Source organism: Paenibacillus hexagrammi, assembly GCF_021513275.1.
In the GTDB taxonomy this organism is placed as follows: domain Bacteria; phylum Bacillota; class Bacilli; order Paenibacillales; family NBRC-103111; genus Paenibacillus_E; species Paenibacillus_E hexagrammi.
On record NZ_CP090978.1, the window covers coordinates 5,732,729 to 5,758,492 of the forward strand.

The 25,764-nt window shown below is 50.0% G+C and carries 22 protein-coding genes and 1 pseudogene; 7 read left to right on the forward strand and 16 right to left on the reverse strand.

The window, feature by feature from the left end:
• Nucleotides 1-60 precede the first annotated feature (60 nt).
• Nucleotides 61-2,157, reverse strand: coding sequence for a pectate lyase family protein (locus tag L0M14_RS26215; protein ID WP_405031144.1), 2,097 nt, complete (start codon nt 2,155-2,157; stop codon nt 61-63).
• 864 nt (nt 2,158-3,021) lie between these two features.
• On the opposite strand from L0M14_RS26215, the gene L0M14_RS26220 reads away from it, so the two are divergent.
• The 6 genes from L0M14_RS26220 to L0M14_RS26245 all read left to right on the forward strand — a co-directional run bounded on the left by L0M14_RS26220 (nt 3,022) and on the right by L0M14_RS26245 (nt 9,809).
• Entirely contained in the window at nt 3,022-3,417 is a 396-nt protein-coding gene (locus L0M14_RS26220; protein ID WP_235119368.1) for a VOC family protein, read from the forward strand.
• A 269-nt stretch (nt 3,418-3,686) separates the two neighbouring features.
• On the forward strand, nt 3,687-4,907 hold the full coding sequence (locus L0M14_RS26225; RefSeq protein WP_235119369.1) for an ABC transporter substrate-binding protein: 1,221 nt from the start codon (nt 3,687-3,689) through the stop codon (nt 4,905-4,907).
• 103 nt (nt 4,908-5,010) lie between these two features.
• On the forward strand, nt 5,011-6,759 hold the full coding sequence (locus L0M14_RS26230; protein WP_235119370.1) for an ABC transporter permease: 1,749 nt from the start codon (nt 5,011-5,013) through the stop codon (nt 6,757-6,759).
• 1 nt (nt 6,760) lies between these two features.
• Nucleotides 6,761-7,849: an ABC transporter ATP-binding protein gene (locus L0M14_RS26235; RefSeq protein WP_235119371.1), complete on the forward strand. Its 1,089-nt coding sequence runs from the start codon at nt 6,761-6,763 to the stop codon at nt 7,847-7,849.
• Nucleotides 7,850-7,927: 78 nt separating this feature from the next.
• Nucleotides 7,928-8,686 carry a PHP-associated domain-containing protein gene (locus L0M14_RS26240; protein ID WP_235119372.1) on the forward strand — a complete coding sequence of 253 codons (759 nt, stop codon included), beginning with the start codon at nt 7,928-7,930 and terminating at the stop codon, nt 8,684-8,686.
• 286 nt (nt 8,687-8,972) lie between these two features.
• The gene (locus L0M14_RS26245) at nt 8,973-9,809 is read left to right on the forward strand and encodes a MurR/RpiR family transcriptional regulator (protein WP_235119373.1); all 837 of its coding nucleotides are present in this window, start codon (nt 8,973-8,975) and stop codon (nt 9,807-9,809) included.
• A 254-nt stretch (nt 9,810-10,063) separates the two neighbouring features.
• Here L0M14_RS26245 and L0M14_RS26250 read toward each other — a convergent pair whose 3' ends face one another.
• Complete coding sequence (locus L0M14_RS26250; RefSeq protein WP_235119374.1) at nt 10,064-10,609, reverse strand: hypothetical protein; 546 nt, start codon at nt 10,607-10,609, stop codon at nt 10,064-10,066.
• A gap of 236 nt (nt 10,610-10,845) precedes the next feature.
• Between L0M14_RS26250 and mscL the strand changes: the two are divergent.
• Nucleotides 10,846-11,217, forward strand: a pseudogene (mscL, locus tag L0M14_RS26255) (large-conductance mechanosensitive channel protein MscL); the annotation flags it as partial.
• 155 nt (nt 11,218-11,372) lie between these two features.
• Here mscL and L0M14_RS26260 read toward each other — a convergent pair.
• From L0M14_RS26260 to tnpA, 14 genes are all read right to left on the reverse strand, one after another.
• Entirely contained in the window at nt 11,373-11,570 is a 198-nt protein-coding gene (locus tag L0M14_RS26260) for a hypothetical protein (RefSeq protein ID WP_235119376.1), read from the reverse strand.
• Between the two features lie 55 nt (nt 11,571-11,625).
• Nucleotides 11,626-11,814 (reverse strand): cold-inducible protein YdjO-related protein, encoded by a 189-nt coding sequence (locus L0M14_RS26265; RefSeq protein ID WP_235123040.1) that lies wholly within the window; start codon nt 11,812-11,814, stop codon nt 11,626-11,628.
• Nucleotides 11,815-11,939: 125 nt separating this feature from the next.
• Nucleotides 11,940-12,143, reverse strand: coding sequence for a cold-shock protein (locus L0M14_RS26270; RefSeq protein ID WP_235119377.1), 204 nt, complete (start codon nt 12,141-12,143; stop codon nt 11,940-11,942).
• A 464-nt stretch (nt 12,144-12,607) separates the two neighbouring features.
• Nucleotides 12,608-14,059 carry a TIGR02679 domain-containing protein gene (locus L0M14_RS26275; protein WP_235119378.1) on the reverse strand — a complete coding sequence of 484 codons (1,452 nt, stop codon included), beginning with the start codon at nt 14,057-14,059 and terminating at the stop codon, nt 12,608-12,610.
• On the reverse strand, nt 14,056-14,580 hold the full coding sequence (locus L0M14_RS26280; protein ID WP_235119379.1) for an SbcC/MukB-like Walker B domain-containing protein: 525 nt from the start codon (nt 14,578-14,580) through the stop codon (nt 14,056-14,058). The genes L0M14_RS26275 and L0M14_RS26280 overlap by 4 nt, the downstream gene beginning before the upstream one ends.
• A 4-nt stretch (nt 14,581-14,584) precedes the next feature.
• Nucleotides 14,585-18,232, reverse strand: a complete 3,648-nt coding sequence (locus L0M14_RS26285) for a TIGR02680 family protein (RefSeq protein WP_235119380.1) — start codon at nt 18,230-18,232, stop codon at nt 14,585-14,587.
• A gap of 15 nt (nt 18,233-18,247) precedes the next feature.
• Nucleotides 18,248-19,459, reverse strand: coding sequence for a TIGR02678 family protein (locus L0M14_RS26290; RefSeq protein WP_235119381.1), 1,212 nt, complete (start codon nt 19,457-19,459; stop codon nt 18,248-18,250).
• Complete coding sequence (locus tag L0M14_RS26295) at nt 19,460-21,022, reverse strand: TIGR02677 family protein (protein ID WP_235119382.1); 1,563 nt, start codon at nt 21,020-21,022, stop codon at nt 19,460-19,462.
• Nucleotides 21,023-21,713: 691 nt separating this feature from the next.
• A complete protein-coding gene (locus L0M14_RS26300; RefSeq protein ID WP_235119383.1) occupies nt 21,714-22,103 on the reverse strand; it encodes a retropepsin-like aspartic protease in 390 nt (129 codons plus the stop codon).
• Nucleotides 22,094-22,351, reverse strand: coding sequence for a hypothetical protein (locus L0M14_RS26305; protein WP_235119384.1), 258 nt, complete (start codon nt 22,349-22,351; stop codon nt 22,094-22,096). Before L0M14_RS26305 ends, L0M14_RS26300 begins: the two co-directional genes overlap by 10 nt.
• 356 nt (nt 22,352-22,707) lie before the next feature.
• Nucleotides 22,708-23,256: a hypothetical protein gene (locus L0M14_RS26310; protein WP_235119385.1), complete on the reverse strand. Its 549-nt coding sequence runs from the start codon at nt 23,254-23,256 to the stop codon at nt 22,708-22,710.
• Between the two features lie 98 nt (nt 23,257-23,354).
• Nucleotides 23,355-24,890 carry an IS66 family transposase gene (gene tnpC, locus L0M14_RS26315; RefSeq protein WP_235119386.1) on the reverse strand — a complete coding sequence of 512 codons (1,536 nt, stop codon included), beginning with the start codon at nt 24,888-24,890 and terminating at the stop codon, nt 23,355-23,357.
• A 96-nt stretch (nt 24,891-24,986) separates the two neighbouring features.
• Nucleotides 24,987-25,286 carry an IS66 family insertion sequence element accessory protein TnpB gene (gene tnpB / locus L0M14_RS26320; RefSeq protein ID WP_235119387.1) on the reverse strand — a complete coding sequence of 100 codons (300 nt, stop codon included), beginning with the start codon at nt 25,284-25,286 and terminating at the stop codon, nt 24,987-24,989.
• A 46-nt stretch (nt 25,287-25,332) separates the two neighbouring features.
• Nucleotides 25,333-25,704: an IS66 family insertion sequence element accessory protein TnpA gene (gene tnpA, locus L0M14_RS26325; RefSeq protein ID WP_235119388.1), complete on the reverse strand. Its 372-nt coding sequence runs from the start codon at nt 25,702-25,704 to the stop codon at nt 25,333-25,335.
• Nucleotides 25,705-25,764 lie beyond the last annotated feature (60 nt).

Here is a 25,764-nt window from a genome sequence, read left to right on the forward strand (position 1 = left end):
GAAAGACCACCCGTGAAGGTGGCCTATCCTGTCTTATCCTAAAATATGGAGACATCGCCTCTAGTAAGCTACTTCCATGTAATAAAGATTCGCTACGTTATCTTTTGTAATCGTATGTGTGCCTGAAGCAAGTGGAACGGTGACAATACCGCCTGTCATCGGATAGCTGGTGCCATCCACTTTGATTTTGGTTCCGTCTGGGGAATTCAATACCAGGGTTAACGTCGATGCTGCGTTTGTCGTAAATGCGATGCTTGTTGAACTCTCCATTTTCAGACATTGCGTAAGCGTTAATCCGTTGTAGGATACGGTTCCTTTGGTAGTAGATAAATTCCCCTGAATATCAAAGAAGTCGCTTGCTGTTCCGCTTGATGTGAAGTTCTGAACATAGGATGTATCAGTCCCCGGAGTTGGTGTTGGTGCAGGGTCAGGAGTCGGATCCGGGCTTGGGGTTGGTGTAGGATCTGGAGTCGGTGTTGGCGTAGGATCCGGAGTCGGATCAGTCGAACTGGAATTGCCCCCAACAGCTACGAGCTTGGTTGTGTAGCTTCTGATTTTGGACATCAGCGGCTGGTTAATGGCATACGACTCGTCATCCACCGAATCATCGAAATTCCACTGGAAGTCCCCGTTATTCATGCGACCGGCTTCTGTCGTCACAATACTTTCAACAGAGCCTACCTGATCAATATCGGCTGCGTTCACACCCATATCGACACTCGTATCAAAATTGTTATAAGCTGTTCCGCCGACCAACGCTTTATACGAGCTAGGAACGCTTTCCGTTCTCGAAGAAGCTAAGTAGGCATCAAAGGAGGTTGCATTCGCCGCAGCGGTTCCTGCATTGGAGTTCGCATAGATCAAGCTGTGAGCATCCACAACGCTATTATCGAATGCTTTAATCATACCTCCATTTTCACCCGAGAACGTACCTTCACCTAAGGCATCGGTCCCTTGTAAGGAGCTCATCATAGGATTCTTGGCATGTCTAAAATAGTTCGACTCGACGAAGGCCGATGCCCCTGTTGTTACCCCTACGCCATATTTGGAGTTGCCATCATAGAAGTTATTATAGATATGAACGGACGCCACTCTGATGCGCGGATGACGCGAATCGGAATGATCGAACCAGTTATGGTGGAAGGTAATGAAAAATTCTGCGGATTCGCTCAAGCCTACCAAAGCTGCTTTGCCGGAATCCCAGTAGTGGTTATAGGAGATCGTATTATACGTGGATCCTTTCTTCATGTCGGTGGATCCGTCGCCTTTTGCCTGATCCGCATCCCCTCCTGCCGTTCCATAGAAAATATCGTTGTTATGCAGCCACACGTTTTCATTGCCCGTATCCAAAGAAATGCCGTCATCAGGGAATAGCATGAAGCCCAGATTGCGCACTTCCACGTTGCCTACATACCGAAGGAGCATTCCCCAGCCGTACGCGTACGCATCGTCGCCGATTCCTTCGAGCGTCATATTCATTTCGGCATAATTGCTTTTGCCTTTGACTTGCAGGTAGCCGCTGCTGTTCAGTTGTCCGCTCAGGTCATCCGCCGTCACTTGTCCAATGAATCGAATCGCAAGAGGCGTCGTATCATAACCTTTCTGCCTTAATGTCAAAATTTCACCAAGGCCCACAGCGGTTTGCTTCTCGCCTGAGCTGCTGACTTTTACATCCAGCGTAACGGTTTTGGCCGTTTCAGAGGTGATATACACGACTTGGGCACCGCTTTTGAGCGTTCCGTTATCGTTGTAAGCACCTGAACCGGTTCCGTACATCGAATCTGATGAAAAAGCGAATCCAGACCGGTCATGCGCTGCCACAGAGATTACCCCTGTAACCGCACTTGATGTAGAGCCGCCGGCTAGCCTTGCTTCGACTTTCATCACGTAATTTCCCGCAGCAAGCCCGACTGCATCGGCTCTCCAATTAGAAGGATACTTGCGAATAAGCTCGGTATCGATTTGTTGATACTGGGAATCCGCTGCGCCGCTAGACTTCACATACACATTGTACCCTTCCGCACTGCTTACAGGCGCCCACTCCACATAGGCCGTCTCATTCCAGCCTCCACTACCGGTTATTGTAACACCTGCAGCGTCTGCTTTAGCCGTACTCACGATTCCGCAAACCATGATGGACAAAACAAGTGACAACATGACCACGATGTTCGTTAACTTGGCTGCTTTTTTCTTCAATTGGATCCTCCCAGGTTCTATTGAACTAACTTCTGAAATCGCTTGCAAAAAGCTGTGACTACTCCCCTCCTTATCATGAAATGGGCTTTCAGGTGAAGCACCCTAAGCTTATCAACCCCGCAATCGGTTCCGAAACAATCATTACCTCACAATCGCCTACGTCACCCAGGTATTTCCACCATTTCTGAGTTAATGATTATTACTGGAAGAAATGATACGATTAGGAAATAAGCAAAGAAACCTTCACCAAGACTCTTGGTGATGGCCTACGATTTAGGAGGGCTCTTAAGAACAAGACGAATGAGGTGAGATTCCTGTCCAGAAAAAAACCGTGCTGGCAGCTTTCATTATCCTGATCTGCTCCTTACAAGTCCTCGCACACTTCAGATGGAATTACAGTACTTCCATTGATGAGAATGGTTTTAGGTACAAAACGGACCGCTGGACCCATCAAGCATGGGTTGAATATTTTCCTCCACTTTCAATTGGAGATCCTGGAATATCCGATGTTATCCAAATCCAAATTCGATTCATTTTCGCAGTTAGAATCCCACGTTAAGAAAATCGCTATATCCGGATATTTAGGGGATGAATGGATAAAAAAGAGTGCGATTGGCCTACCTATACTACGGCATTAACGCAGTTCTTATTCTTCTTATACTTAGATTGCTTATAAGGTTAAAGCTAAGAAAATGAATGCCTAGGCACTTCTGGGCGTACTTCATTCTCGTCTGTTCCATGACTGCAAGCATTTCACATATAACGAGTAGGAATAGAGATCATACTAAGAGAAGTTATAGGAAGGCCTAACCTAAGGAGGGAATTATGGGAAGACTCGTTCATTTTGAAATTCATGTTGATGACATGGATCGTGCTAAAACATTTTACGGTGAAGTATTTGGGTGGAAGTTCGAGGATTGGAGCAGCTATGCGGGCATGCCTTATTATGGCGCAGTGACAGGTAATACCGATGAACCTGGGATTAACGGAGCGTTGATGCAGCGCCGCGGACCTTCTCCGCAGCCAGGACAAGCTGTAAGCGGCTATGCCTGCACCATGGGCGTGGAGAACTACGATGCTGCGGAAGCCAAGATTCTCGAGCTTGGAGGCAAGGTCGCATTGCCGAAGTACGCTTTGCCGGGGATGGCTTGGCAAGGGTATTACATGGATACGGAAGGCAATATTTTTGGCATCCATCAGCCCGACCAGAACGCGAAGTAAGGGTTTACCGGCTTAGCCGGATCCATTTTTTAAACACAGCATGCTCCTCATATGGGTAACAGGTGAGATCGTGAACGCCTGAGAGCCGTATGGGGAGCATTTTTAGTTCTTTCGGTAGAAAACTACCATTTTTGATCAAATGATAATTATTTACCAAATCTTGAAATTCCGTTAATACCGCTCTTACAAACCCCCTTTACTATAAAAAGCAGTGAAGAGGACAAATTGTCCACAAGGTACCAGACTATGTAGGAGGGGGGATTTGAAGCATGCGAAGCAATTGGAAGACCATCGGCAGTTTGTTGAGTTCAACGATGTTGGCAGTGACACTCAGCGCTTGCGGCAGCGGCAATAACGGAGGAAGCGAGGGCGCAGCAGCAGTACAGAGTTCGGCAGCGGGAGAGGCATCCACAAGCCCGGTCCTAACAACCACGGCCCCAGCGGCAACTGTGTCAGCGAGTCCCGTCGACGCCTTGTATGAGCAAGCGAAGAAGGAAGGAAAAGTCATCGTCTACTCGACATCAGGTCGCGCCAACGATGCTGCAAAGACGTTCATGAAGCAATACCCGGGCATCCAAGTCGAGGTCAGCAAAGTGAAGTCGGATCAAATGATGGATAAAGTCGCGCGCGAGCAAGACGCAGGTCAATTTAACCCCGATGTGCTCGTCACCAAAGAAGTCAGCGGTGCTGTCGATTTCGAGATGGTCAAGCAAGGCCGTTACCTCAAATATTTGCCGGAGGATATCGCGCCGCATGAAGACGAGCCGTTCCGCACACAAGCGGAAAGCGTTGCCGGCTACGCAGAATTCCGGACACTTTGGTACAACAGCGACCATTATGATAAACCGCCTGTTACGAACTGGTGGGATCTGACGACGCCGGAATGGAAAGGGAAAGTATACACAGCCGATCCGGTTGGTGATCCTTCCTTCATGAACTTGTTCAGTACATTCGCTGTCCACGCGGACGACATGGCGGCGGCTTACAAGATGAAGTTCGGCAAAGATATCGAACTGCACGGCACGGAAAACGCCGGCTATGAATTTATCAAGCAGCTGCTCGATAACCAGCTTGTAACGTTGGACGGCAGCACAGATGTGCTGGACGCGATCGGCAAAAAGGACAGTGACGCTTTGGCCATTGCGGTTACAGGCGAGGTGGCAGACCTGAAGGAAGAAGGTTGGCACGCGAAGCCAATCTACGACTTGAAGCCAAAGACGTCGGTTGTGGATGCGGGATATTTTTTCCTAGCCAAAAATGCGCCGCATGAAGCTGCTGCCAAGCTGTTTATACGCTGGATGCTCGGAGAAGCGGATGGCCAGGGCGCAGGAATCGAACCTTTCAATGAAGTTGGCTCATGGGTCCCGCGAGACGATGTAAAAACGAAGAACGAAATCGCCTTCGACCAATTGAACTTGTGGAATTATGACGGTGAGGCCCTATACAAGATCGAGCCTAAGGTTCGTGACTTCTGGATCAAAAACAAATAAAAAGCAAGGAGAGCCATGCTTTGAACCGAACGAAACAACTCTTACTCCCCATCGTTTTGCCGATGTTTCATCGTACGGCGAACAGGCTGCGTAGTCCCGTCTATTGGCTCCGGATACCGGCCTTGCTTTTTTGAGCTATGTCGTCCTATGGCCGGTGTTTATGATCGTCAGCTCGACGTTCCGTTGGAACCTGCAGGATTTGCGATTAAGCGACCAAGCGATTCCCGGACATTTCACCTGGTTCCATTGGATTCGCGTGCTGGCCAGTGACACGAGCTATGCGCTGTTTTATCACCCTGTGTTCCACTCCATTTGTGTGGGTGCAGCAACCTCTCTCCTATCCATGGTCATTGGATGCGGACTCGCCTGGTTGGTCACTCGTACCGATATGCCGTTGAAGCGGACGATCACCTTTCTAGCGGTGATTCCGTATTTGCTGCCGGCTTGGGTATTGTCGCAGGCTTGGCTGATGTTTTTTAAGAACGAGAAAATCGGCGGAGTACCGGGCTTTATACAATCGATCTTTCATATATCGCCGCCGGATTGGCTCTCTTACGGGTTCGTGCCGATCGTGCTGACACTCTCGCTGCATGACTGCGTGTACTTCTTCCTGATCGTCGGAGCGGCATTAAGTACGATTAACCCGCAGTTGGAGGAAGCGGCCAGCCTGGCTGGGGCGAGACGATTTACCATCCTTCGAAGGATCGTGCTGCCGGTTGTGCTGCCTTCCATCCTGTCCGCAGTGATTCTCGTATTTACAAAAGCGCTAAGCTCCTACGGCGTCCCGCAATTGCTTGGCACTCCGGTCGACTATCAGATGATCGCGACTATGCTTTATTCGAGCATGCGTTCCCGCATGACGTCGGAAGCGAGCGTGCTCAGTATTTTGCTGCTGCTGATCTCCGTGGCGGCGATCGCATTTTATTTCCGGGCACTCGGAAAAAGGCGCAGCTTTGTCACGGTATCCGGCAAAAGCGCAGGAGGAAGCGCACAGGCGCTCGGCCGTTGGCGAAATCCTGCGGCGGTTGTCGTGCTGCTGCTTATGGCTGCTATGGCGGTGCTGCCCCTGCTCGTTTTACTCGCGCAAACGTTCCTGCTGAAGGAGGGGGCACCGATCGGGCCGCAAAACTTCACGCTTCACTATTGGATCGGAGGCTCTGACCCGGACATCAACAGCGGGGAGCCCGGCATCCTGAAGAATCCCATTTTCCTGCTTGCTCTGAAGAATTCGCTGAAAATCGCCGGCATCTCGTCCATTCTCGCAGCGGCAGGCGGTCTGCTGCTCGGTTACGTCACCGTTCGAAGCAAGAGGTCATGGCTGGGACGATTGATTGATAACGTTTCGTTCTTCCCCTATCTCATTCCGGGGATTTCACTGTCCGCGATGTACATAACCATGTTCGCCAAGCCGGTTCTGTACCTCCCAGCCTTATACGGCACGCTGAGTCTGCTCGTTCTAATTACGGTGGTCAAAGAGCTGCCGTTCACGGTCAAAGCAGGCGGCGCTGCGATCATGCAGCTTGGCGAGGAATTAGAAGAAGCAGCGGTCGTCGGGGGAGCATCCTGGCTAACTAGCTTTCGGCGTATTCTGCTGCCGCTAACGAGGAAGAGCTTCGTTTCTCTGTTTTTGCTCGTGTTCATCGGTGCCATGAAGGAGATGGAGCTGATCATCATCCTGGTGACGCCGCGCACAGAGACGCTCACGACACTGACATTCTTTTACGCGGAACGCAATTATACGCAGCTCATGAACGTAATGCTGATGATCATCATTGCAATCGTGCTGATCGTTTATGCGCTGAGCGTCAAGCTTGGCAAAGCGGATTTGACACAAGGAATCGGAGGGCAATAAGATGCAGGCTATCGAATTGGAGGACATACATGTATCGCTAAGCGGCAAGCCCGTGCTCCGCGGCATCGACCTGACGATTGAGCCGGGCGAGCTGATGACATTCCTGGGGCCGTCCGGCTGCGGCAAAACGACCCTGCTGCGGGTCATCGCCGGCTTGCAGCAGATCGACGGAGGCACCGTATCCATCCTCGGCCGAGAAGTTGCGAACGGCAGCACCCGCTTGCATGCGGACCCTGCGCGGCGCGGCGTCAGCCTGGTATTCCAGAGCTATGCGCTTTGGCCTCACATGAAGGTGCGCGATAATGTAGCCTTCGGCCTGCAGGTGCAGGGAATGAAGAAAGCAGAGATTGGGGAGCGCGTTCATCGTGTGCTAAAGGTGATGCGCATCGAAGAGCTGGCGAATCGTTATCCCGGTGAGCTGTCGGGCGGACAGCAGCAGCGCGTGGCGCTTGCCCGGGCCATCGTAACCGAGCCGGGAATTCTGCTGCTCGATGAACCGTTGTCCAACCTCGACGCCCGCCTGCGGGTAGAGATGCGCGAAGAGATCCGCCGCCTGCACAAGGAGCTGAAGACCACGATCATCTTCGTCACCCATGATCAATATGAAGCCATGACGCTCTCCAATCGCGTAGCCGTCTTCTTTGACGGGCGCATTGTCCAGACAGCGCCGCCCCGTGAGCTGTACCGGCATCCTGCCACCCTGCAGATCGCCGATTTCATCGGGCATACCGGATTTCAAATGAATGTTCTGCAAGGCCAAACGATCGAGGAAGAAGGAATCCAATGGCTGCAAACGCCAGCCTGTCGCTTCCGCATCGAAGGCGGGCAATTACCCGCAGATACGAATTGGACCGTCCTGATCAAGCCGGAAGACGTGCTGCTGCATGACCGCCCGAACGGACGGAGCGTAACGGCTGTAGTTACAGAGACCATCAATTCGGGCTCGGAAACCTTTGCTGCGCCTTCAATTCGGCGAAGCTTCACTGATCGCCCGCGTGGCGGGGGATATCGATATCTCCCCTGGTGCTATCGTACATGCCGACATTCGCTGCGAATGCGTGAACATCTACGACCAAGCGACCGGTGTTAGACGAGCGGTTCGCTTGCATGCAGCTGCAGCCCCTTCCCTGGATGCTGCCCTACTCACCCACAAACAGGAGGTATTCTCATGAGAATTGATTTTCATATTCACGCCAAGCTTTCGAAAAAAACCGAATTTAACGCCGAACATTTTCGGCAAATTGTGGAAGAGGCACGTGCAAGAGGGCTCACAGCCATCACCTTGACGGAACATTTTAACACGCATCGCTTTGATGACGTCTACAGTTCACTGGATGACTTATATCCATATAATGGACATTATTATCTGATTGACGGATTCCGTGTATTTACCGGTATGGAGGTTGACGTAGCCGAAGGCGGACATATCCTTGTCAGCGGGCCCAAGGACCGGTTGTTGGACATCCGCTCGGAGCTCGAGCCCCATGTGTCATTGGAACGGTTCATCCCGCTTGCCAAGCTGTTCGAGCTCTGCGATTCACCGGAGATGATGGTCATTGGCGGGCATCCGTTCCGCGAATCCAACCCGCTTCATCACGTGGATGAGAACCTGCTACGGAGATTCGACGCCTTTGACCTGAATGGCAAAGACCTGCACGAAATCGGAATTGAGGCCAACAAAGCCAAAGTTCTCGGTTTGGGCCAGCGTCTTAACGTACCTGTCGTTGCAGGCAGCGATGCCCATCACTTGCTGCAAGCCGGATGCGTCTACAACGAATTCGACCAAAACTTCGAAACCATCGCCGAATTGAAGCAAGCGGTTCGTGCAGGAGCGTTTAACCGTGTGCTGTCACCTGAGCTGGACCTTCAGGTGCGCGCAGCCCAAATGGTTAAGAAGCTGTTGAAGCGAACCATGGAAGTGGCGTAGTATTTCGTTGAAAGACGTACGGAAGGTATTGTAAATCGCTTAAACGTAGCAGGCAGTAGGAGTAATAAGATCTTGGGATCTCTCGGAGAGAGCGGCAGTTGGCGTAGTGAGATTCCTCAAAGATAGCAGGTGATTAGCTTAACGAGATCCTCTCGAAGTTAGCAGACTGCTAGCGTGACAAGCTCCCTCAAACATAGCATGTAGTAGGCTTAACAAGATCCTCTCGAAGTTAGCGGACTGATAGCGCGACAAGCTCCCCCAAACATAGCAGGCAGGTGATACATCCATGAATTTTGCACTAGAAGACACGAAGTTGTCCAAAGGACATCAACGAATTGCCGATTATATTGCCAAAAACCCGGAAAACATCCCGTTCATGGTCGAAGAGGACCTCGCACAGGCTTGTGGAGTCAGCACCTCAACCGTCTCTCGGTTCTGGGGAGAAATCGGCTACCGCAATTTGCGCGAGTTTAAGCAGCAGGCCAAGGAAGAATGGCTGCTCTCCCCTTCCATCAAGCTGCAGTCCGCATTCGGCAAGCTGGAAGAAGCCGGCACAGCCGCCTCAGGTGTACTCCAACTGACGGAGTATTTGCAGAAAACAGCGGAGCGCTTGGATCAAGCAGCATTCGAGCAAGCCGTGACTGTCCTGCATGAAGCCAGCACCATCTATCTATACGGGCCGGGATCGGCCGTCTGCTTGACTGCGCTCATGGAGTTCCGTCTGTCGCGGTTCGGAGCGAACGTCAAAACGTTCTCACGTGGCGGTCATGAACTCCTGAACACGTTAATTCACGTGGGACCAAGCGACGTGATCGTCATCTTCGGCTTTGTCTCGCAATCGCCGGAAATGAAGGCGCTGCTGGAGTACGCAGCCGATTGCGGCTGCAAGACGCTCTTGGTCACGGACCTGGCCGTGAACGACATGCTGGATCAAGCAGACATCTTGTTGTACACAGAGCGGGGAGAGCTCTGGGAGTTTCACTCCATGACCGCCCCGATCGCCTTAATCGAAACCCTTGTCGTCGCCGTCGGCAAAATGCAGGAACACTCCGCTCTCGAGAATGGAGAGAAGCTCCACGAGCTGCGGCGCAAGTTCAAGCATCTACTGCCGAAGCGAGTGTAGCGAGGTGCATAAACGTTAGTACACTGTAATCAAATACGGCGGCGTTCTTCAAACTATGCGATTTCATAACGAAAAAAACCTCTTGATCCAAGCCCTTTCTCAGAACGACAACGAATAACCCCCTGGTTATTTCATTGAAACTCTAAGGAATGCCTCACACAGGATCAGGAGGTTTTTCTGTATACTTCCGGACACTGACATCCGTTTATGATTTCCTTTCCGGGCTTACCGAACCGCTCGAAAGCTCATCCTCCCTACAGATTTAGTCGATTTAGCACCTTGGCGCTCTCCCTCGATTTTCGCCGCACAGGAACAAGAAACAGAATCGACCAACAGATGCCGTATGGCAAGGCAAGCCATGACCGCCAATCGAGCTCACTTAGAAAGGCAAAACACAAAGCCGTTAATAAAATCAAAGCCCTGCTCCAAAATGTATACGGTTTCCCTAAGGTCATGCTGAATACCAGCATGCTGAGCACCGTCAATATCCATCCGATCGCCACAGTAGGCTGAGGATCCCCGCCCAATGATTGAATAAAACGACCAATCGCCATAAGCAAAATCGCTGCACTAACGACAGCCTGACTAATCAAAGCTGCGGTTCCGACATGCGCACGCTCAGCCCTTATCCAGAACACCTGCCCTATCACCAATAACAGAATAGCGGTAATCAATAAACCATGGACATCCTCACCTTCCCGATATCCCCCCAAAGGAGCTGGAGGATACATAGAAACCTTCGTCCAGCATACGATCCACAAGAGTCCTCCGAGGACTCCGATCCATTGCATTTTTTTCAATAGAGTACGCCCCCCTTTGATCTAGTTCAAGATAACAAAACTCCCCCTTATTTTACCATATGCCCTTTTGTGGGTAAGTTAGCTTTTGAGTGAAAATCCATATCAAACATCACATAAGTGCAGCCTATAAAATAATAAATCAAGAAGAGAAAGCACCCAAATTTTAGCCAGCAAATGATACCGTTCGTTCTACTGCTACTCAAAATCCCATATCCTTTAACGAAGGGGGCCTGTCAATGTGGAAAGAATTTAAAACTTTTGCCTTAAAAGGCAACGTTCTCGACCTTGCGATAGGAGTCATCATCGGTGCGGCGTTTGGACAAATCGTTACCTCTCTAGTCGATGATCTCATCATGCCTCTCATTGGTTTACTTATTGGCGGGGTCGACCTGCACGGACTACACTTCCAATATGGAGAAGCCGTCATCAACTACGGAACATTTCTTCAGACCGTGATTGATTTTGCGATCATCACGCTGTCCATTTTCTTCGTTGTGAAAGGAATCCACAGATTCAAGCGAAAAGAAAAGAGCAAGGCATCCGAATCACCCGCTCCTAAAAAAGAGGAAATATTACTTTCTGAAATTAGGGATTTACTCGTACAAAGATATCGAAATCAAGGCGCGGCCGAGACCAAAATAACTCTCCGAGGAATGGCTCCACGGGACGAAAGAAGGCACCGATCCAATTAAACAGGATGGGTGCCTTTCATTCAACATAATCCACAATTCGCCTCAGCTCGCAAAAATTTTCCCGTTCGGCTCTACAGCCTCACGGAAAAAACAAATTCTTCTTTCAGAAAGTACCCACCTTCAATATATACAGCTGCTTCGTCGTGCTTGGTCATTCTCCCACCAAAATCAACTTGCTGATTCTCTTTCCAAACGGATATTGGAGTTCTGGTAAATACGGCATTGTCAAAATCCACCTCATGCAGCAGCAGCTGACGATTGATAAACAAATCAAACACCTCCCAATGAATACACTGACCTCACGAATTGACATAGTGGTCACTCTTACGGCTGAATCCGAACGCCTCTCTTAAGCGCCTTTAAATCGTTGTTAGAATTAATAAGCTGCGGCAGCAGCTTCATATTCCTAACCATAGGTGATGAGCATAAACAGCAGAGTGGTTGGGTTTCAAATGCAAAATTATCCCGCATCCATCCCTTACACCCTTCCTTCGTACAAGACCAAATTTGAATATCTTCAACGGGGAGTGCTTCAAAAACTTATTGCGAGCATTAAAATACATGTTTATCCCCCTATTTATCATTTTTATTAAAAAAAGAAGCTGCTCTTGATAAGTTAAGAGCAGCTTCGCGTGCGTTTAGTAAATTTTTGTAACGTTCTCAGCTTGCGGTCCGCGATTTCCTTGAACCACATTGAATTGAACGGACTGGCCTTCGTCCAACGATTTGAAGCCGTCGCCCTGAATCGCACTGAAATGTACGAATACATCGCTTCCACCTTCGACTTCAATAAATCCAAAACCTTTTTCACTGTTGAACCATTTTACTGTACCTGTTTGCATGATAAAACCTCCGCTACTATTTTTTTAACATGTTCATTTTCCGTGTATAAAAAAATTCACACATTGGAAAAAGTACCATCATAAAATGAGACCTTTTCCAATATGCGAATTAGTTTCCATTTATATAATTAACTTCATTATAACACATCCATCTTCTAAAAGCCAGCTGGTAATGATGCACAGCGCCTCTAGAAGATACACTCCACTTAGATTGGATTTTAGATATGTATCTGTAAATTGAAGCAATTTTGTTTTATGAAATTAGGAAATTAAAAGCTACTTTTCACAGTTTTCTATGAGGTAGCTTTTAAATTTCCCCTTAGACGCTAATGTCAGAGCAAACCGAGGAATACCTTGCCATCCATTAAAAATTACTGCTAATTTCCCAAGCATGTTTTGGCTTTAATAGTGTTATTCCCATTATACCGGAATCAGTTTTTTTGAGTGTCTGCATGTCCTCCCTTCTACTCGCTTCCAAGCCCGAGCATCCATGTTTGTGCCAGCGGAACAATAAACTGCTCTTGAAACAATTTATAGCCCCTTGAACCCATTGTTACACAAAGTGATTCGTCCCACTCGGCTTGCGTCCTCGCAAGTCGAGCTTTCTCCTCATTGGAGAACGGTACAAACATTTGACTACCAATCTCAACGCGTTTTCTATAATGATCCCCATCAAAAAACCACGGAACAAAGCGTTCAGCGTACCGCAGAGCTAGAACATTACCAATCTCAACACCTTTAATATCAAAATCTCCTGAATAGTACAAACTGCCCCGCATCCGGCCTTCTTCGATATATCGATCTAGTAACCGCAGTGCGGCAGCGCTGGCAGGACCGCTTGTACACATCAGCAAAGGTCCGACAGTATCTTGATCTTCTACTGACCCGACAAACGAACGCTTATCCGCCGCATCTACAAGGGTAGAAAATACAGCAGGATTTTCTACAACATAGATATGCTGAACAAGCGGCAACACAGGGGCGGCATCCACCTGTCTAAGCGTCATCACATACGGGCCTTTCATAGCTCCCCCGCTAGGATGATAGAGATGAACAGATGACGAGATATCATCATCCAGGAGACCAACGCTGCGATAAATGCTCCTGGCGACCAGGCTGTCAATGCCAGAGGCTACGTTTGTGATTTCTCCGGGACTTGAGGCATCCGCTTCGCTGAGGGATTGTCCTTCCTGCAGTGCCGAACGCAGTGCCTGAAAGAACAACCGGCCTGCTGCTTGGTTCCGGTCCAGCGCGTGAGGCTGTCCCGCCGCCAGAGCAGCCAGCACTGGAATTCGGATCGCCGCCCGCGCTTGATCCCCTACTAATCTTCCCGCTTCTCCTGTGAGCAGCAATTGCCAAGCCCTTACCGCAATCCCCAGTTCTCGCTCAGCCGCCTCAGGGGAACTTCGCCATAGTTCCCGAAGCGTTCGGTAGCCGCCCGCCGCACCAGTTTTTAACCCGGCGAGCCAGTCCTGAACAGCCTGTGCGAGGTGTACAGGCGCATCCATATATGCTTCTTCAATCTTCCCGAATAAAGAATGCCACTCGGTTTCCGCTAGCAGCTTCAAGTCTGATTTCGTCAACAACGGGCTCCCCGTCATGATCTCATGCAGTTCAGTAATAGTAAAAGGAAATGCTGATTCCTGTAGCTCCGTCTCAAACTGCGCCAATGAAATTCGGATATCAGTTCCAGGCCGCTTGTACCAGCCAAAGAATGAATTAAGCGCCTCGCATTCCTCGGCTGTCGCTCCTCGCACAACAGCATGCCCCTTCGCTTCTTCCAATCCCGCATACCTTTTCCACACCTCTCGCAGCATCCGCTCGAACCCCGGCAGCGAGAAGTACCTTCTTGCTCTCTCGATCCGAGTCACGTCTGTTCCAACGGCTACGTGAATCACTCCCTCCTGCTGACTCAAGCCCGTATACCGCCTTCCACATATTCCTTCCGACTGCCGTTCCAGCGATAGCGGAAGAGCGTGACGAAGTCAACATCCTTTGGACGGTAAATTTCGTAGATCGCAAGCTTCGGCACCGTGTCAAAACACCCCCACAGTACCTGGGAAGTCATCATATAGTCAAAGCCCATGTCGGTCAGCAACTTAAACATATCCCGCATGTTCTCTTCATCTACTCCAGCAAATGCTTCATCCAGCGAGATGAGACGCGGAGCGTCCGAGCGCGCATCGGAATAACGGGACCATGTAGCCGCGAAAAGCGGAATGTACATCGCCATGGCCTTCTCGCCGCCACTCAGCACGTTAAACCTTGCATCGGTCAGCGGGCGGTATCCTGTTTGTTCCCCCTTACGATATTTAAGCTCGAATCGGAACCAACTGCGGTAATCAAGAGCACGATACAGATGCTGACGAAGCGACTCCTGCTCCTCCTGCGCGGACTGCTTGGCGCTGGTGATTTGCGCCCGGAAATGCCCAATCATCGCATCAATCTCGTCCTCCCGAAGCCGTTGCGAGTCGCGTTTGAGTAGTTCCACCAGATCGAAGACATCCAACTGTTGATCCCCGGACGCCGGCTTCGGCTCCCATTCCAATTTCAAGCGCAGGCCACTGGACGTATCGCGCTCCTCCATCAGCTTGTTCATCTGCCTCACCCACTGCTCGGCACGGTGAATCCGTTGCCGAATTGCTTTCCCCTACACTGCGTAAAATAATTTCTTCATACAGTTCGCGGTCCTTCTCGCTTAATAGAGAACTCTGCTCCGCTTCCTGCTCCTCCAGTTCCTCAAGCAGCGCTTGGGGCGGCAGAGGTTGCTGAACATTGCGCATCGACAGCAGCAATAACCGTCCAGATGCCTCATCCGTTAGCGTCTCCAGCACATATTCAGTTAACAACATGCGCGCTGCATTAAACTGCTCCAGCAATCGATTCAGGATATTCTCGGCGTTACGCGCTGCGAACAGAGTCTCATATTGTCTCCTGATGTCCTTCGCTTGTGCAAATGTAGAAGCCCCTGAACCGTCCGGGTCGCCTGTCTCGTCTGCCCTGGCGCGCCAATCGGCCACCAAACCACGGCGATATTCGCCTTGCCACAGCCCCCTCGCACGTTCCAGCTTTGTGCGAAGCTCTACCTCATGCTCATTCAGCAGCACCAATTGAGCCTCCGCACGCGCCTCTTTGCTCTTCGCTTCATCCAGAAGCGCTTCCTGCTCCTTGCTCCGTGCCAGCAACCCTGTGAGCTCGGTGCGAAGCTCCTGGAGCTTGCGGGCTACGTCGGCGAGCCCCAGTTCCTCAATGAGTTGTCTTAGCGTTTCAACCTCTGCCCGATACTTCCGCCGCCGCTCATCAAGCTCGTCAGCGAGTATCTCCTCGTCTTCCAACTCAGCAACAACAGATTCCAGTTCATCTTGCAATCTCTGCCACGTTGTCTGAGCATCCTGGTACTGCCGCCATGCAGAGTGCAGCTCGGAGAGACAGCCTTCATAATCGCGAAGGATCGCGATAGCCTCCGCCAACTCCTTCTCCCTTTTTAGCCGTGTCCAGCCAGTCGTTAGTCCATGCAATTCACGCTGAAGCTCTCGCCACTCGGCAGACTTCGACTTATACCGCTCGATGGCCCGCTCTTCCTGATGGGCAGCAGCTTGCAGGCGATAAGTAGCAGCTTGCCAATCGCTGGCGCTCTGCAGCAAATCATCGCCGCTCGGGAACGCATCGCGTTCCTCTGCAAGCTCACGCTCAGCGTCCAGCTGCTTAACAACTTGCCGTTCTACTTCGTCAATTCTACTCGTCAGGACAGCAATCGCCTCTTCCAATCTGGAGATTTCCATGAGACGCGTACGCTCGCGGGTTTCTTTGCCAATATACTCCGCGCGCGGCTTCACACTGGTTTTACCTACCAATGGTCCCAGTCGATAAGAGCCGTCGGCAGCAATCACTCCATGCCAGTCACTGTCCCCAACAAAATGCCCTTCCTCATCCCACAGAAAGCTTCTTAGCACCCTGTCCACGGCATCCGAGGTCAATCCACTGTTCTCCGCGGGGGCAGCGACCAGTAAGTCCGCAAGAGTGAAACCGAACTCCAGTGGATTCGGCATAATCCACATCTCTTCCTCACCCGTGTCGCATGCGCCAAGCTGACCCTCAGGTGATATCCAGGCGTCCAGAAGACCGGAGCGTTCCAATGCCTCTTCAATACGAGCCTTTGCTTCATCCGTCACATGCGTTCTAAAATCACAAGCAGCGAACAACGGTGCGCCTTCGCCTTGCCCCTTCCTGCTGCGGGCCGCCAAGCGCCCCGCATTGCGCTTAGGCTCCGGCTCGCGGCTTTGTTCCCAGCCGAGCTTTTCTTGACGCAGCACATCTTGCTCGGTCAGATAAGCCTGTCGCTCGTTCTCAATCCTTATTCGCTGCGCGACCATTTTGTCTCGGGTACTTGCATACCGATTTAACATCGCTGCACGGATTGGTTCAAGTGATGCGGTATGCCCCGATCCAGAACCATACAAGCGTATCTCACTGAACGTCTCCCGAACGGCCTCGTCGTCAAACTCCATGTGGCGCAAGTCGCCTTGCCAGTCTATAATCTCGTCCTTAATCGCTTCTTTCTGTTCGTCCAACTGCCTTTCCTTATCCGCCCGCTCACGTTCGGCTTCATCTCGAATTCGGCTCGCTTCACCCATCTCAAGCTCACGTTCCTTCACCAGCGAAGCAGCAGCCTTCTCCTGAACAGCCTTGGCCAAAGCCAGATCAATCGCTTCCCGGTGTGCCTTCACATCCTTCCGCCAGCCATCTCTCCAAGCATCACCTGCAGGCACATCTTTCATCCATGACCTGTGGTAAATGGCATGACCGGCAAATTCCATATCTCCGGCCATCGCCTCCATCTCGTCTAGCAGCTCCCGCTGTTCCCGTTCAGATGCATCCTTCCTGGCCTCTGTATCCTGTCCATCTCGCTCCAATCGTTCTTGCTTGATCCGTCCTTTGGCCACTTTGTCCTTGGAACGCTCCAGTTGCTTGTCCGTATCCTCCAGCGTCTTCGAAGCAGCCTCATACTCTCTTTGCTTACCGATCGCCTCGTGCTGCTCCAGCACACCACGTTCTGCTGCAATTTCCTGTACCCTGATCTGAATGGAGCTCTGCCGCGACAAGGCTGCTGCTTTATCACTTACCGCAAGTCCCAAGGTCTCCTCGGAAGCCTTCACTCTGGATGCAACTTCATCATACGCAGCTTTAGCATCCAACATCTGCTCCGACTTCACAAAGAGCACCTGTTTGTTATATAAATCGTATCGCTCTTGCAGCTTCATCATTTCACTGCGATGCCTTTTAATTTCATCAAGTCTGTCGGCCATTTGATCCATATCCTCAAGCACCTCCGACAGAGGACGAAGCTCCTCCTCCAGCAGCGGCGGCAGTGCTTGATGAAGAATGTCGTAAATAGCCGTAGGCTTAAAATCCTTGGACAGCTTCGGACTACGCAATTGAATCATAAGCTGCAGCAAATCCTGAAAAGCATCCCCATCTGCAAAACCAAAAATCTGTTTATTCACTAGCTCCTGATACGACTTCTGATCGTGCACAACCTGTCCCCCGGAGCCGATCTTGGCCTCGAGTCCCTTCCGATCAAGCGGTATCCGCAGCTCGTCTTCCAACCAACGATTACGGTCATAGAGCCAGAAATCACGGCCTATTCGTCTACCGTCTTCCAACAAAAAGCCCCAGAATTGTACTTGCTGCGCATTCCTCCTCGCCCGCAGTCCAATGCCCACCGTCTTGAACGCACCGGTCCGTCCGTGCTTGAACTCCATCCACAGATAGCCTGTCGCATCCGTCTTCCCGCTGTCTTCCTCCCCAATCAGATAGTATTCAATTCTCCGATCCCGCGAACCGAAAGGGTCGAGCCGGTGCGCCCGCTTATCTCCATCCAATACGAGCGGCAAAAAGCTTTGCATCGTAACCGATTTACCGGAGCCATTCGACCCGCGAAGAATCAACCTGCCTTCCTCCAGCTGGAATTCCTCTTCATCGTAATACCAGAAGTTGAGAATCCCGACACGATTCATCTGCCATCGGCCCGTCTCTTGACCGTCCTTATCCCTTGTCTGAGCATTCTGTTGTGTATACGTAGATTCCATCCTTCATTCCCTCCCTTATTCCCTGTCAAAATCCGTATTGGCATACTCTGCCTGCCATCTGCCCAGTATCGGCGATATGAGAAATGAGGACTCTCCCTCATGCTCTCCAAAGCCCCATTCAGCCAAATGTTTCATACACAACTCCGCCAGTTCTTGCGAGGAAAACTCCCTTAGCTCCTTGCTCCAGAAGGCTTTATGCCGTTCCTGCAATTGATAGAATATGGTCTCCAGCTCCGCCTTTGTCAGCCTAACCATCCCGTATTCCTCCGCATGCAACCCGGCTTCTTTCGATAACATTTTGCGGATTTCTCCTGCTGCAAGCAGCGCCAAATCTGATGCTGCCGACAGTGTGGGGAACAAATCGCTCTCCGCGGTCAACTCCGGGTGGAAAAACAGCAAGCCCTCTCGATAGCGACGCCCCACCCAACCAAGCATTTTTTCCAACTGATCCATAATGGCTCTCCGCTGCCACAGCACATAATTCAAGTCATCCTCATCCCACTGTCTGTCGGCTACAACCGGCTCCAGCAACAGTCTCCGATACACGCGATGCCTGCGGCGCATCGACTGGCCTTCCTGCGTGCTCGCATAGGGAATCGGGTCTTCCAGGTCCGCTAGCTGCGAACATCCTGTCAGATCGCGTGGAAACCGTCTGAGCACATAACGAGCATTCGGCGAACACTCATACAATGCATTGCGGTCCGCATCCTGAGCCCAGCTACTTTCATCCCCGTCCACATTATGAAGCACGCCGAGTGACCTCAATTTCTTAAGCGCTCGCGCCATAGCCAGTCGGTCAAAGTAATTTGCCCAGTCGGCCTCCATACCGTCAGCAACAAGCTGTTCACGTATCTCTTCCACAATATCCGAGAGCAAGAACTGATCCAGCTCCGTCTTTCCTTCCAAATACCATAGTCCGTAAGTAAAAAAAACATAGTCCCGCTTCTCGCGGAATTCCGTGAAGCCCATCCACGGATAAGCTTTAACCGGTGTCTTGTCCAGCTTGGCGATCGTCCTGGTGACAATGAGCGGAAACCCCGCTTTATCCATCAACCAGTCCCGCAGTTCTTCATAATGATCCTTAATTGTAAAATACAAATCTGCATCGTCTTCCTTCGCCACCCACGGCCTGTTAAGCAGCGCATGCACACACGCACGCTTGCGTTCGGCCAATTGCTCTGCATTCCTCGCACGCTTGCTTGCTCTGTGTAATGCTCCTGTCGCCATCTACAGTTCCTGCCTTTCTTCACTGGCCGTCGCTGCTTCCGCAACCATACCTGACGTCGCTTCCGTCAACATAAAATACATCTCATAGTCCGCCATCTCCAGCTCTCCGTCCTCGGCATACATCACCGTCCGTTCAGTTGTTCGCGGATTATTCATGCGGATGCGAACCCCTTCCGGCGTGACGAACGAATACGTAGTCCCGGCGGTCATGCACCTGCCGATCCATTGCAACAGCCGCATGCGTTCCTTGGCTGTAACGGGGCCTAACTCAGAGATGCGGACACTCCCCCGCTTCAGCAGCGTCTCAATCATCCGCCACTCCTCCGCCTGCCGCAACATGAAAGCTTCCCTCTCGCGCTGTTTGCGCAGCTCGTTATCGCGCACTGCATCCGATTGCTGTCGTTCACCACGCTTGCGGCTGCGTGAGCGAAGCGTGCGCATCGTCGGACGCTCCTCCCACGAAGACATATCCGAACTGTCGGAATCGCGTAAATCCTCCCCTTGCAGATGCCGTGTAGGAAATAGCCCAAACACCAAGGCGGACAAACGATGCGCCTCATCCACAGTCTCCACGGAAGCAAACCACCGAGCCAGATGTTCTAGCTCTTTTTTCCGGCTAAGCCCAGAACGTTTACGCTCCTGAATGCGAATCGCACTGCGCACAATGCGTGCGATCGCATCCTTGGTCGCTCGCTCCAGGAGCGTCAACTCGCTGAGCGAAGAACCTTCGCCAATGAACCAGCGCTGGATATTCGCCCAGCCTTGTCTCATTTCTTCCAACATCTCCTCCTTATCAGGTCCCTCTTCCAACCTGGGCTTGTTTAACTCCCCTTCCACAACCAGTTCCAAAAATTGATCTCGAATATTTTCATTAATCCGAAGCAGATTGCCCTCGATTTTATAAGCACTTCGCTGAAGCGCCTGAATAAAATTCTGCAAGTAATCCGTCAGCTTCTCCTTAAATAGAAGAAATGCTTCCGTTACCAGCATTTCCTCCGCTCTGGCCGTCTGCAAGCTGGCAATATAATCGGCCGCATTCTCGTGCAAACTGACAAAAGAGCGGTACAACACATTCCACAGCTCTAGCGCAGCTTCCGGTTGCATGAGCCCGGCTTCGCTGCGAATCGTGAACAGCTTGTCTGCTATCGTATCGAACAGAGAAGCCTCCAACGACCCGCCGTAGCCGGTTACCTTTTCCAACGACTCTAGCAATCTCTCAATTTCAATCGAATATGGACGCAGTAAATATTGCATCTTCTTCCGCAAATATTCCTCCAGCGTCGAGGAACGCCCACCGTCGTGGCGTGCAGTCAAGTTTTTCCACCCTACTAGCTGATCAAGATCGTTCTGGCACATCTCCAACGTATAATCCGGCCACACGTTCCAAGCAGCGAGAGCTTCAAACACCTCTTCCGGCTTCAGCCAATACCTTAACCTCTTATACTCCTGATAAAAAAATCGCATAATCGCCCGATAACGCACAACATTATCCGCATTCACATACTTCAGTTCAGGCACTCCTCGCAGCGACTGTACGGACAATCCCGCTCCTTTCATTTCCATGTACCAGCCCTCCATCCCCGTAATATTCATAAACCTATCATAAATTCAGCTTCCACCGATTGACAAGCGGGGACCTATGGGAATCGGATGACGGGTCCATTATGTTACAATTTATCGTTGCTCTGACTGAGCGGATACATTATTGTGATTATAAGTGGGCAATGGAATGGAGGAATCGGATGAAAATTTTGTCGATCCTACGAAGAACTCAGATGCTGGAATCCAGCAAGAGTTGGCTGCTCTCTGTCTATGTCTCTGTTAGTAGCAGAAGACTGTTGTTATAACAGTAACCGCATCCTCTTCTAAAGAAGAAGAGCAGCATGACGATGAACCACACACAGCATCGACTATTAAACTTCATCAAGCAGGAATGTAACCGCGACGGTGCGATCCACTTCTTAGCCCTCACAGCCGCAGAGCAGCAGCCCGACGCACAGGCCCGCTCGCCTATTTATAACGTAATGTACTTAGTCCCTTATAAAGCGAAAAGAACCGTCAAATGCGTCATCAAGACGCAACTGGCGGTTCTTTCGCTATGATGATTTTAAGCTATACCTGATTGGGGTGTATCGCCCCCGTCTTGCATTAAAAGTTGTGGTTTTATACGGACATGGGTTCGATTTCCTAAGACGTGGCTTAGGAAATCCACAATTCGCCGCCGCGTGATGCTGAGGTTGTTTGGGGAGGTAGTTTAATGAGGAGCATACACTTGCATCTTATTTGTATCAATTATTAGTCCTGCTGTCCGAATGAAATCGAACCCAAGGATACCATCAATTTCTATACCATAATCCATAGCCCCAATTTCAACTTTGCACTCATTCACTGTCCAATCACCTAAAGCCACAGCATCAAGCCACTTTGTAAAAACGATTTCCGTTCCACCAACACCATGAATAATTGCCGTTCGATCAGTACCTTCCGGTCTTACGCCAATTTCTGCGACCTTATCCGCATCCAAGATAGTTCCAGCCGAACCAGTGTCCAGCAACACATTTTCCAGACGAAGTTGACGACCCAAGAACACAACATCAATACAAACAATGGGTAATCCGTGCAACAGCCTCAAATCTACCGCCATCTTTTGAATCCTACCCATTTCTCTTCAATTTTCAAATCCGGACGCGATGTGTGCAGAAAATAAATTTCTTTTCCCGGCTGGTCTTTGTGCAATTGCTTGTATCGTTTCATCGCATCAAGTGAGTCTTCAAAACGATCAATAACAGACACCGAGTCAATGTACCGGAACCCATCTTGCGAATGAGCTTTCACAGCCTCGAATACTACCCACTCTTCAGGAAACTTTTCTTGAACTTCTTCCCATCGCATCCTAATCCCTCCCGCACTCCGATTGATATACTGATTATAACATAACAAAACTCGACCGGATAACATCCAGATCGAGTCCGTTTAAGTGCAGCCATATCGCCCCCCTGTCCAGCATTAAATATTGTAGGTTTGCATGAACAAAGCTTCAAACAATCGAGCCCTAGCTTGGCTCATCCACAATTCGCCGTAGTTTACTATTCTCAATTTTTATGGCATAGATTTAATCATGGAACTCCTTCTATTCTATCTTAAATCCTTACTTCAGAAAGTTTCTTTATAATATCTTCAACAATATCTTCAACAATTTCATTTACTTGCATCTCTAATTTCTTCAAAATATCAATTGTAAACGAATCTTAGGTCTTCTGTCGCGCAAATATGCGGGCTGTCTCCGCAAATGTCCGTTCTAGGTTCTCATAAGCATTCTGCTTTATTAGCTCCAAACTTACTGAGAGTCGTTGTTTATCAACACATTTTTCTATTACTACCGCTCGCAAACATAGATCCTTACACAATATTTGGGCAATATGAAGACTACCTTGAGCTGCCGCAGAAATTTCTTCTTTAGTATCGATCTCTACATTCAAAACCGACTCTCCAGTTGATATTAATTTAAAAATTTGCTCAGGCAACGTAGGCTTAAATCTTATAGGATCTATTCTATTGTTTAAGTCACTAGCGAACTTTACCGGAGAATCGCCAGTTTTATTAATACCTACGATAACCATTTTAGTGTTTTCATCATCTCGATCTGCAAGGACTTTCATATAATCAGCTATTTCTTCTTTTACCTTGTCATCAAATCTATGAAAGTCATCGACAATAACACTTCCCCGGAAGCCTTCGTTAGGTAGATTCTCAATCCTGTTCAAGTTCGCCGGGTCTCTTGCAGTAGTTTCTAACACAGTATCTTCCAGCTGCAGCTTCTCGATTGTAAGCGTCTAATAACCAGGTGTATTGCAAAAGAAAAACCCATGGTTCATGAAGATCCACAGGCTCTGCGTTATGTACAATGTTTTTGAACCTCCGTACTCCATGGAAGGCACGCATCAAGTAGCTCTGGTTGCTGGCGAAATGCAGCCGATGGTAATTGTTGCAACAGATAAACTAGATATTTGTACGGGTTCAATCCATTTGCCTTTGCGGTCTCTACGATGCTGTAGATCGCTGCACTTGCGGTTGCACCCCGTGGGCTGCCGCTGAACAACCAGTTTTTACGACCCACGGTAAAGGGACGAATGCTGTTTTCAGCTAAATTGTTCGAGATCACACAGTTCCCATCTTGTAAGTAATTCATCAACTCTTGCTTATGGTTATGCGCATACTTCAGTGCTTCGCCTAGCTTGGATTTAGGAAGAACTTTACCTTTGGCCGTTTCTACCCATGACCAAAAAGCATCGAGTACAGGTTTTTCCTGCACCAGACGTTGCTCCTTTCGATCTTCAGCAGTATGTGACTTAAACTGTGACTCCAGCTCGAAAAGCTTGTTGCAATAAGCGACTCCTCTACTTGCAAGCGACTCTGCAGACTGCTTCGCCTCTGGTGGCAACGCCTCAACAAACTTACGTCTAAGATGCGCCCAGCACAGGCAGGATGTTGTCCCTGTTAGATTCGCATAGCCCGAGTAGGCGTCGCTATGTAGATATCCCTTGAATCCTTTCAGGAACGCTTGCGGGTACTTCGCCCCTCGCCCTGGTTGGTATTCAAAGATTCGTATGGGATGCTCACTATGCTGCCCACTGCTGTAGATCCACATGTAAGAGTCAGTCGTGTTCTTCCGTCCCTTCTCATTCATCACCTGCAAGGGCGTTTCATCTGCATGAAGATATCGCTCTTTTACAAGCAGCCCATGCAGTCGATTCACGAGTGGTTTCAGCCAGTCTCTTGAGGCCGCAATCATCCAATTCGCCATAGTGGCTCTACTCAGATCAAGACCGATGCTCTTCCATTCCTTCTCCTGACGGTACAGGGGCATGCTGTTCACAAATTTCTGGTGCATGACCCATGCCACAGAGGAAGCGGAGGCCATCGAATGCTGGATGACCGGCGTAGGCGTCGCTGCCTTTTTCATTTGAGGTTTGTCCTCTTTACGGCATGTCCGGCACTCCAGGGTTTCTCTGTAGATAGCAATGGCTTGAACACGGGCAGGGATAAACTCCACCTCCGTGCGCACAAACTCTTCGCCCACCAAGACAAGCTCGCTATGACATACGTCACAACAACGGTCCTGAACCTGAAATAGTCGCTTTTCATGCGGAAGATCCTGAAGCAGCTCCGCTCGTTCACCTACCTGCTTCTTCCGCTGGTAGCTTTGGATCTGCTGGGTGGTCGGCTCTTGTGCAGTTCGTGAAGCTGCTGTCTCTGCCTCATCAAATAAAGACAGTTGCTCCACTCCTACGGGGAGGAGAGCTGTTTTCTCGGAGCTTTTGCCGTAAAGCTTCTGCGTTAGAAATTGCACGGTTTCTTGTAGCCGCTTATTCTCTTTTTCCAGGTCGCCGATGCGATGTTCCATTTTTTGTAGCTGTTCCGAGGGGCTCATGAGATACCGTTCCTTCACTGTCTTCTATGTCTACCATTATAACATAGAAGCAGGTATAAACCCAGATTTCGCAAAGGTTTTTGGCTCTGTTACGACTTAGATGGAAGGGGTAAAATCAAGCTTTTTGACCGCTTTCGGCTGATGGATGGATAGCCCCTCCAGCAACCACCGAAACTCCTGTGGCGTGATCGAGCGTACGGCCTCCGCATCCATGGGCCACTGGTATTGACCTGATTCCAGTCGCTTGTATAACAGGACGAAGCCATCACCTTCCCAGTACAAGGCTTTCATTCGATCGCGCTTGCGACCGCAGAACAAAAACAAATGATTCTGAAACGGGTTCAATTGTAGCTGATGCTGCACCACGAGAATAAGACCGTCAATAGATTTTCGCATATCCGTATAACCACAGGCAATATACAGTTGATCAGCCTTAGAAATGTCACCGAACATAATGCAGGATGCGAAGCGTCTGTTCGAGAAGTACGGTAGACGCATGCTGATGAATTTCGATCGTAACGGCATCCGTACGAAGGATGATCGCCGCTTGTTCATGACTTGCTTCGGAACGTGAGGCGTTCGTCCGCAAAGATGGAGGGACCGGCACTAGAGTTGGTTCATTCGGAGAGGAGAAAGCAGGAAGGGATTCACAAGCAGCTTCACGGATTTTCCGAAGCCAGTAATAATAGCTTTTCACACTGACCTCGTGCTCGGCACACCATCGAACCACAGTCTGACCACTGGAGCGGCAGTCACGAACAATCTCGGTCCACTGCTGAAGCCGATAGCGATTCCTCATTTCTAGAGTTTGCAATTGAACACACTCCCATTAGAGTTTTTCGAGTAGAGTCGAAAAACTCCAACGACTTACTCT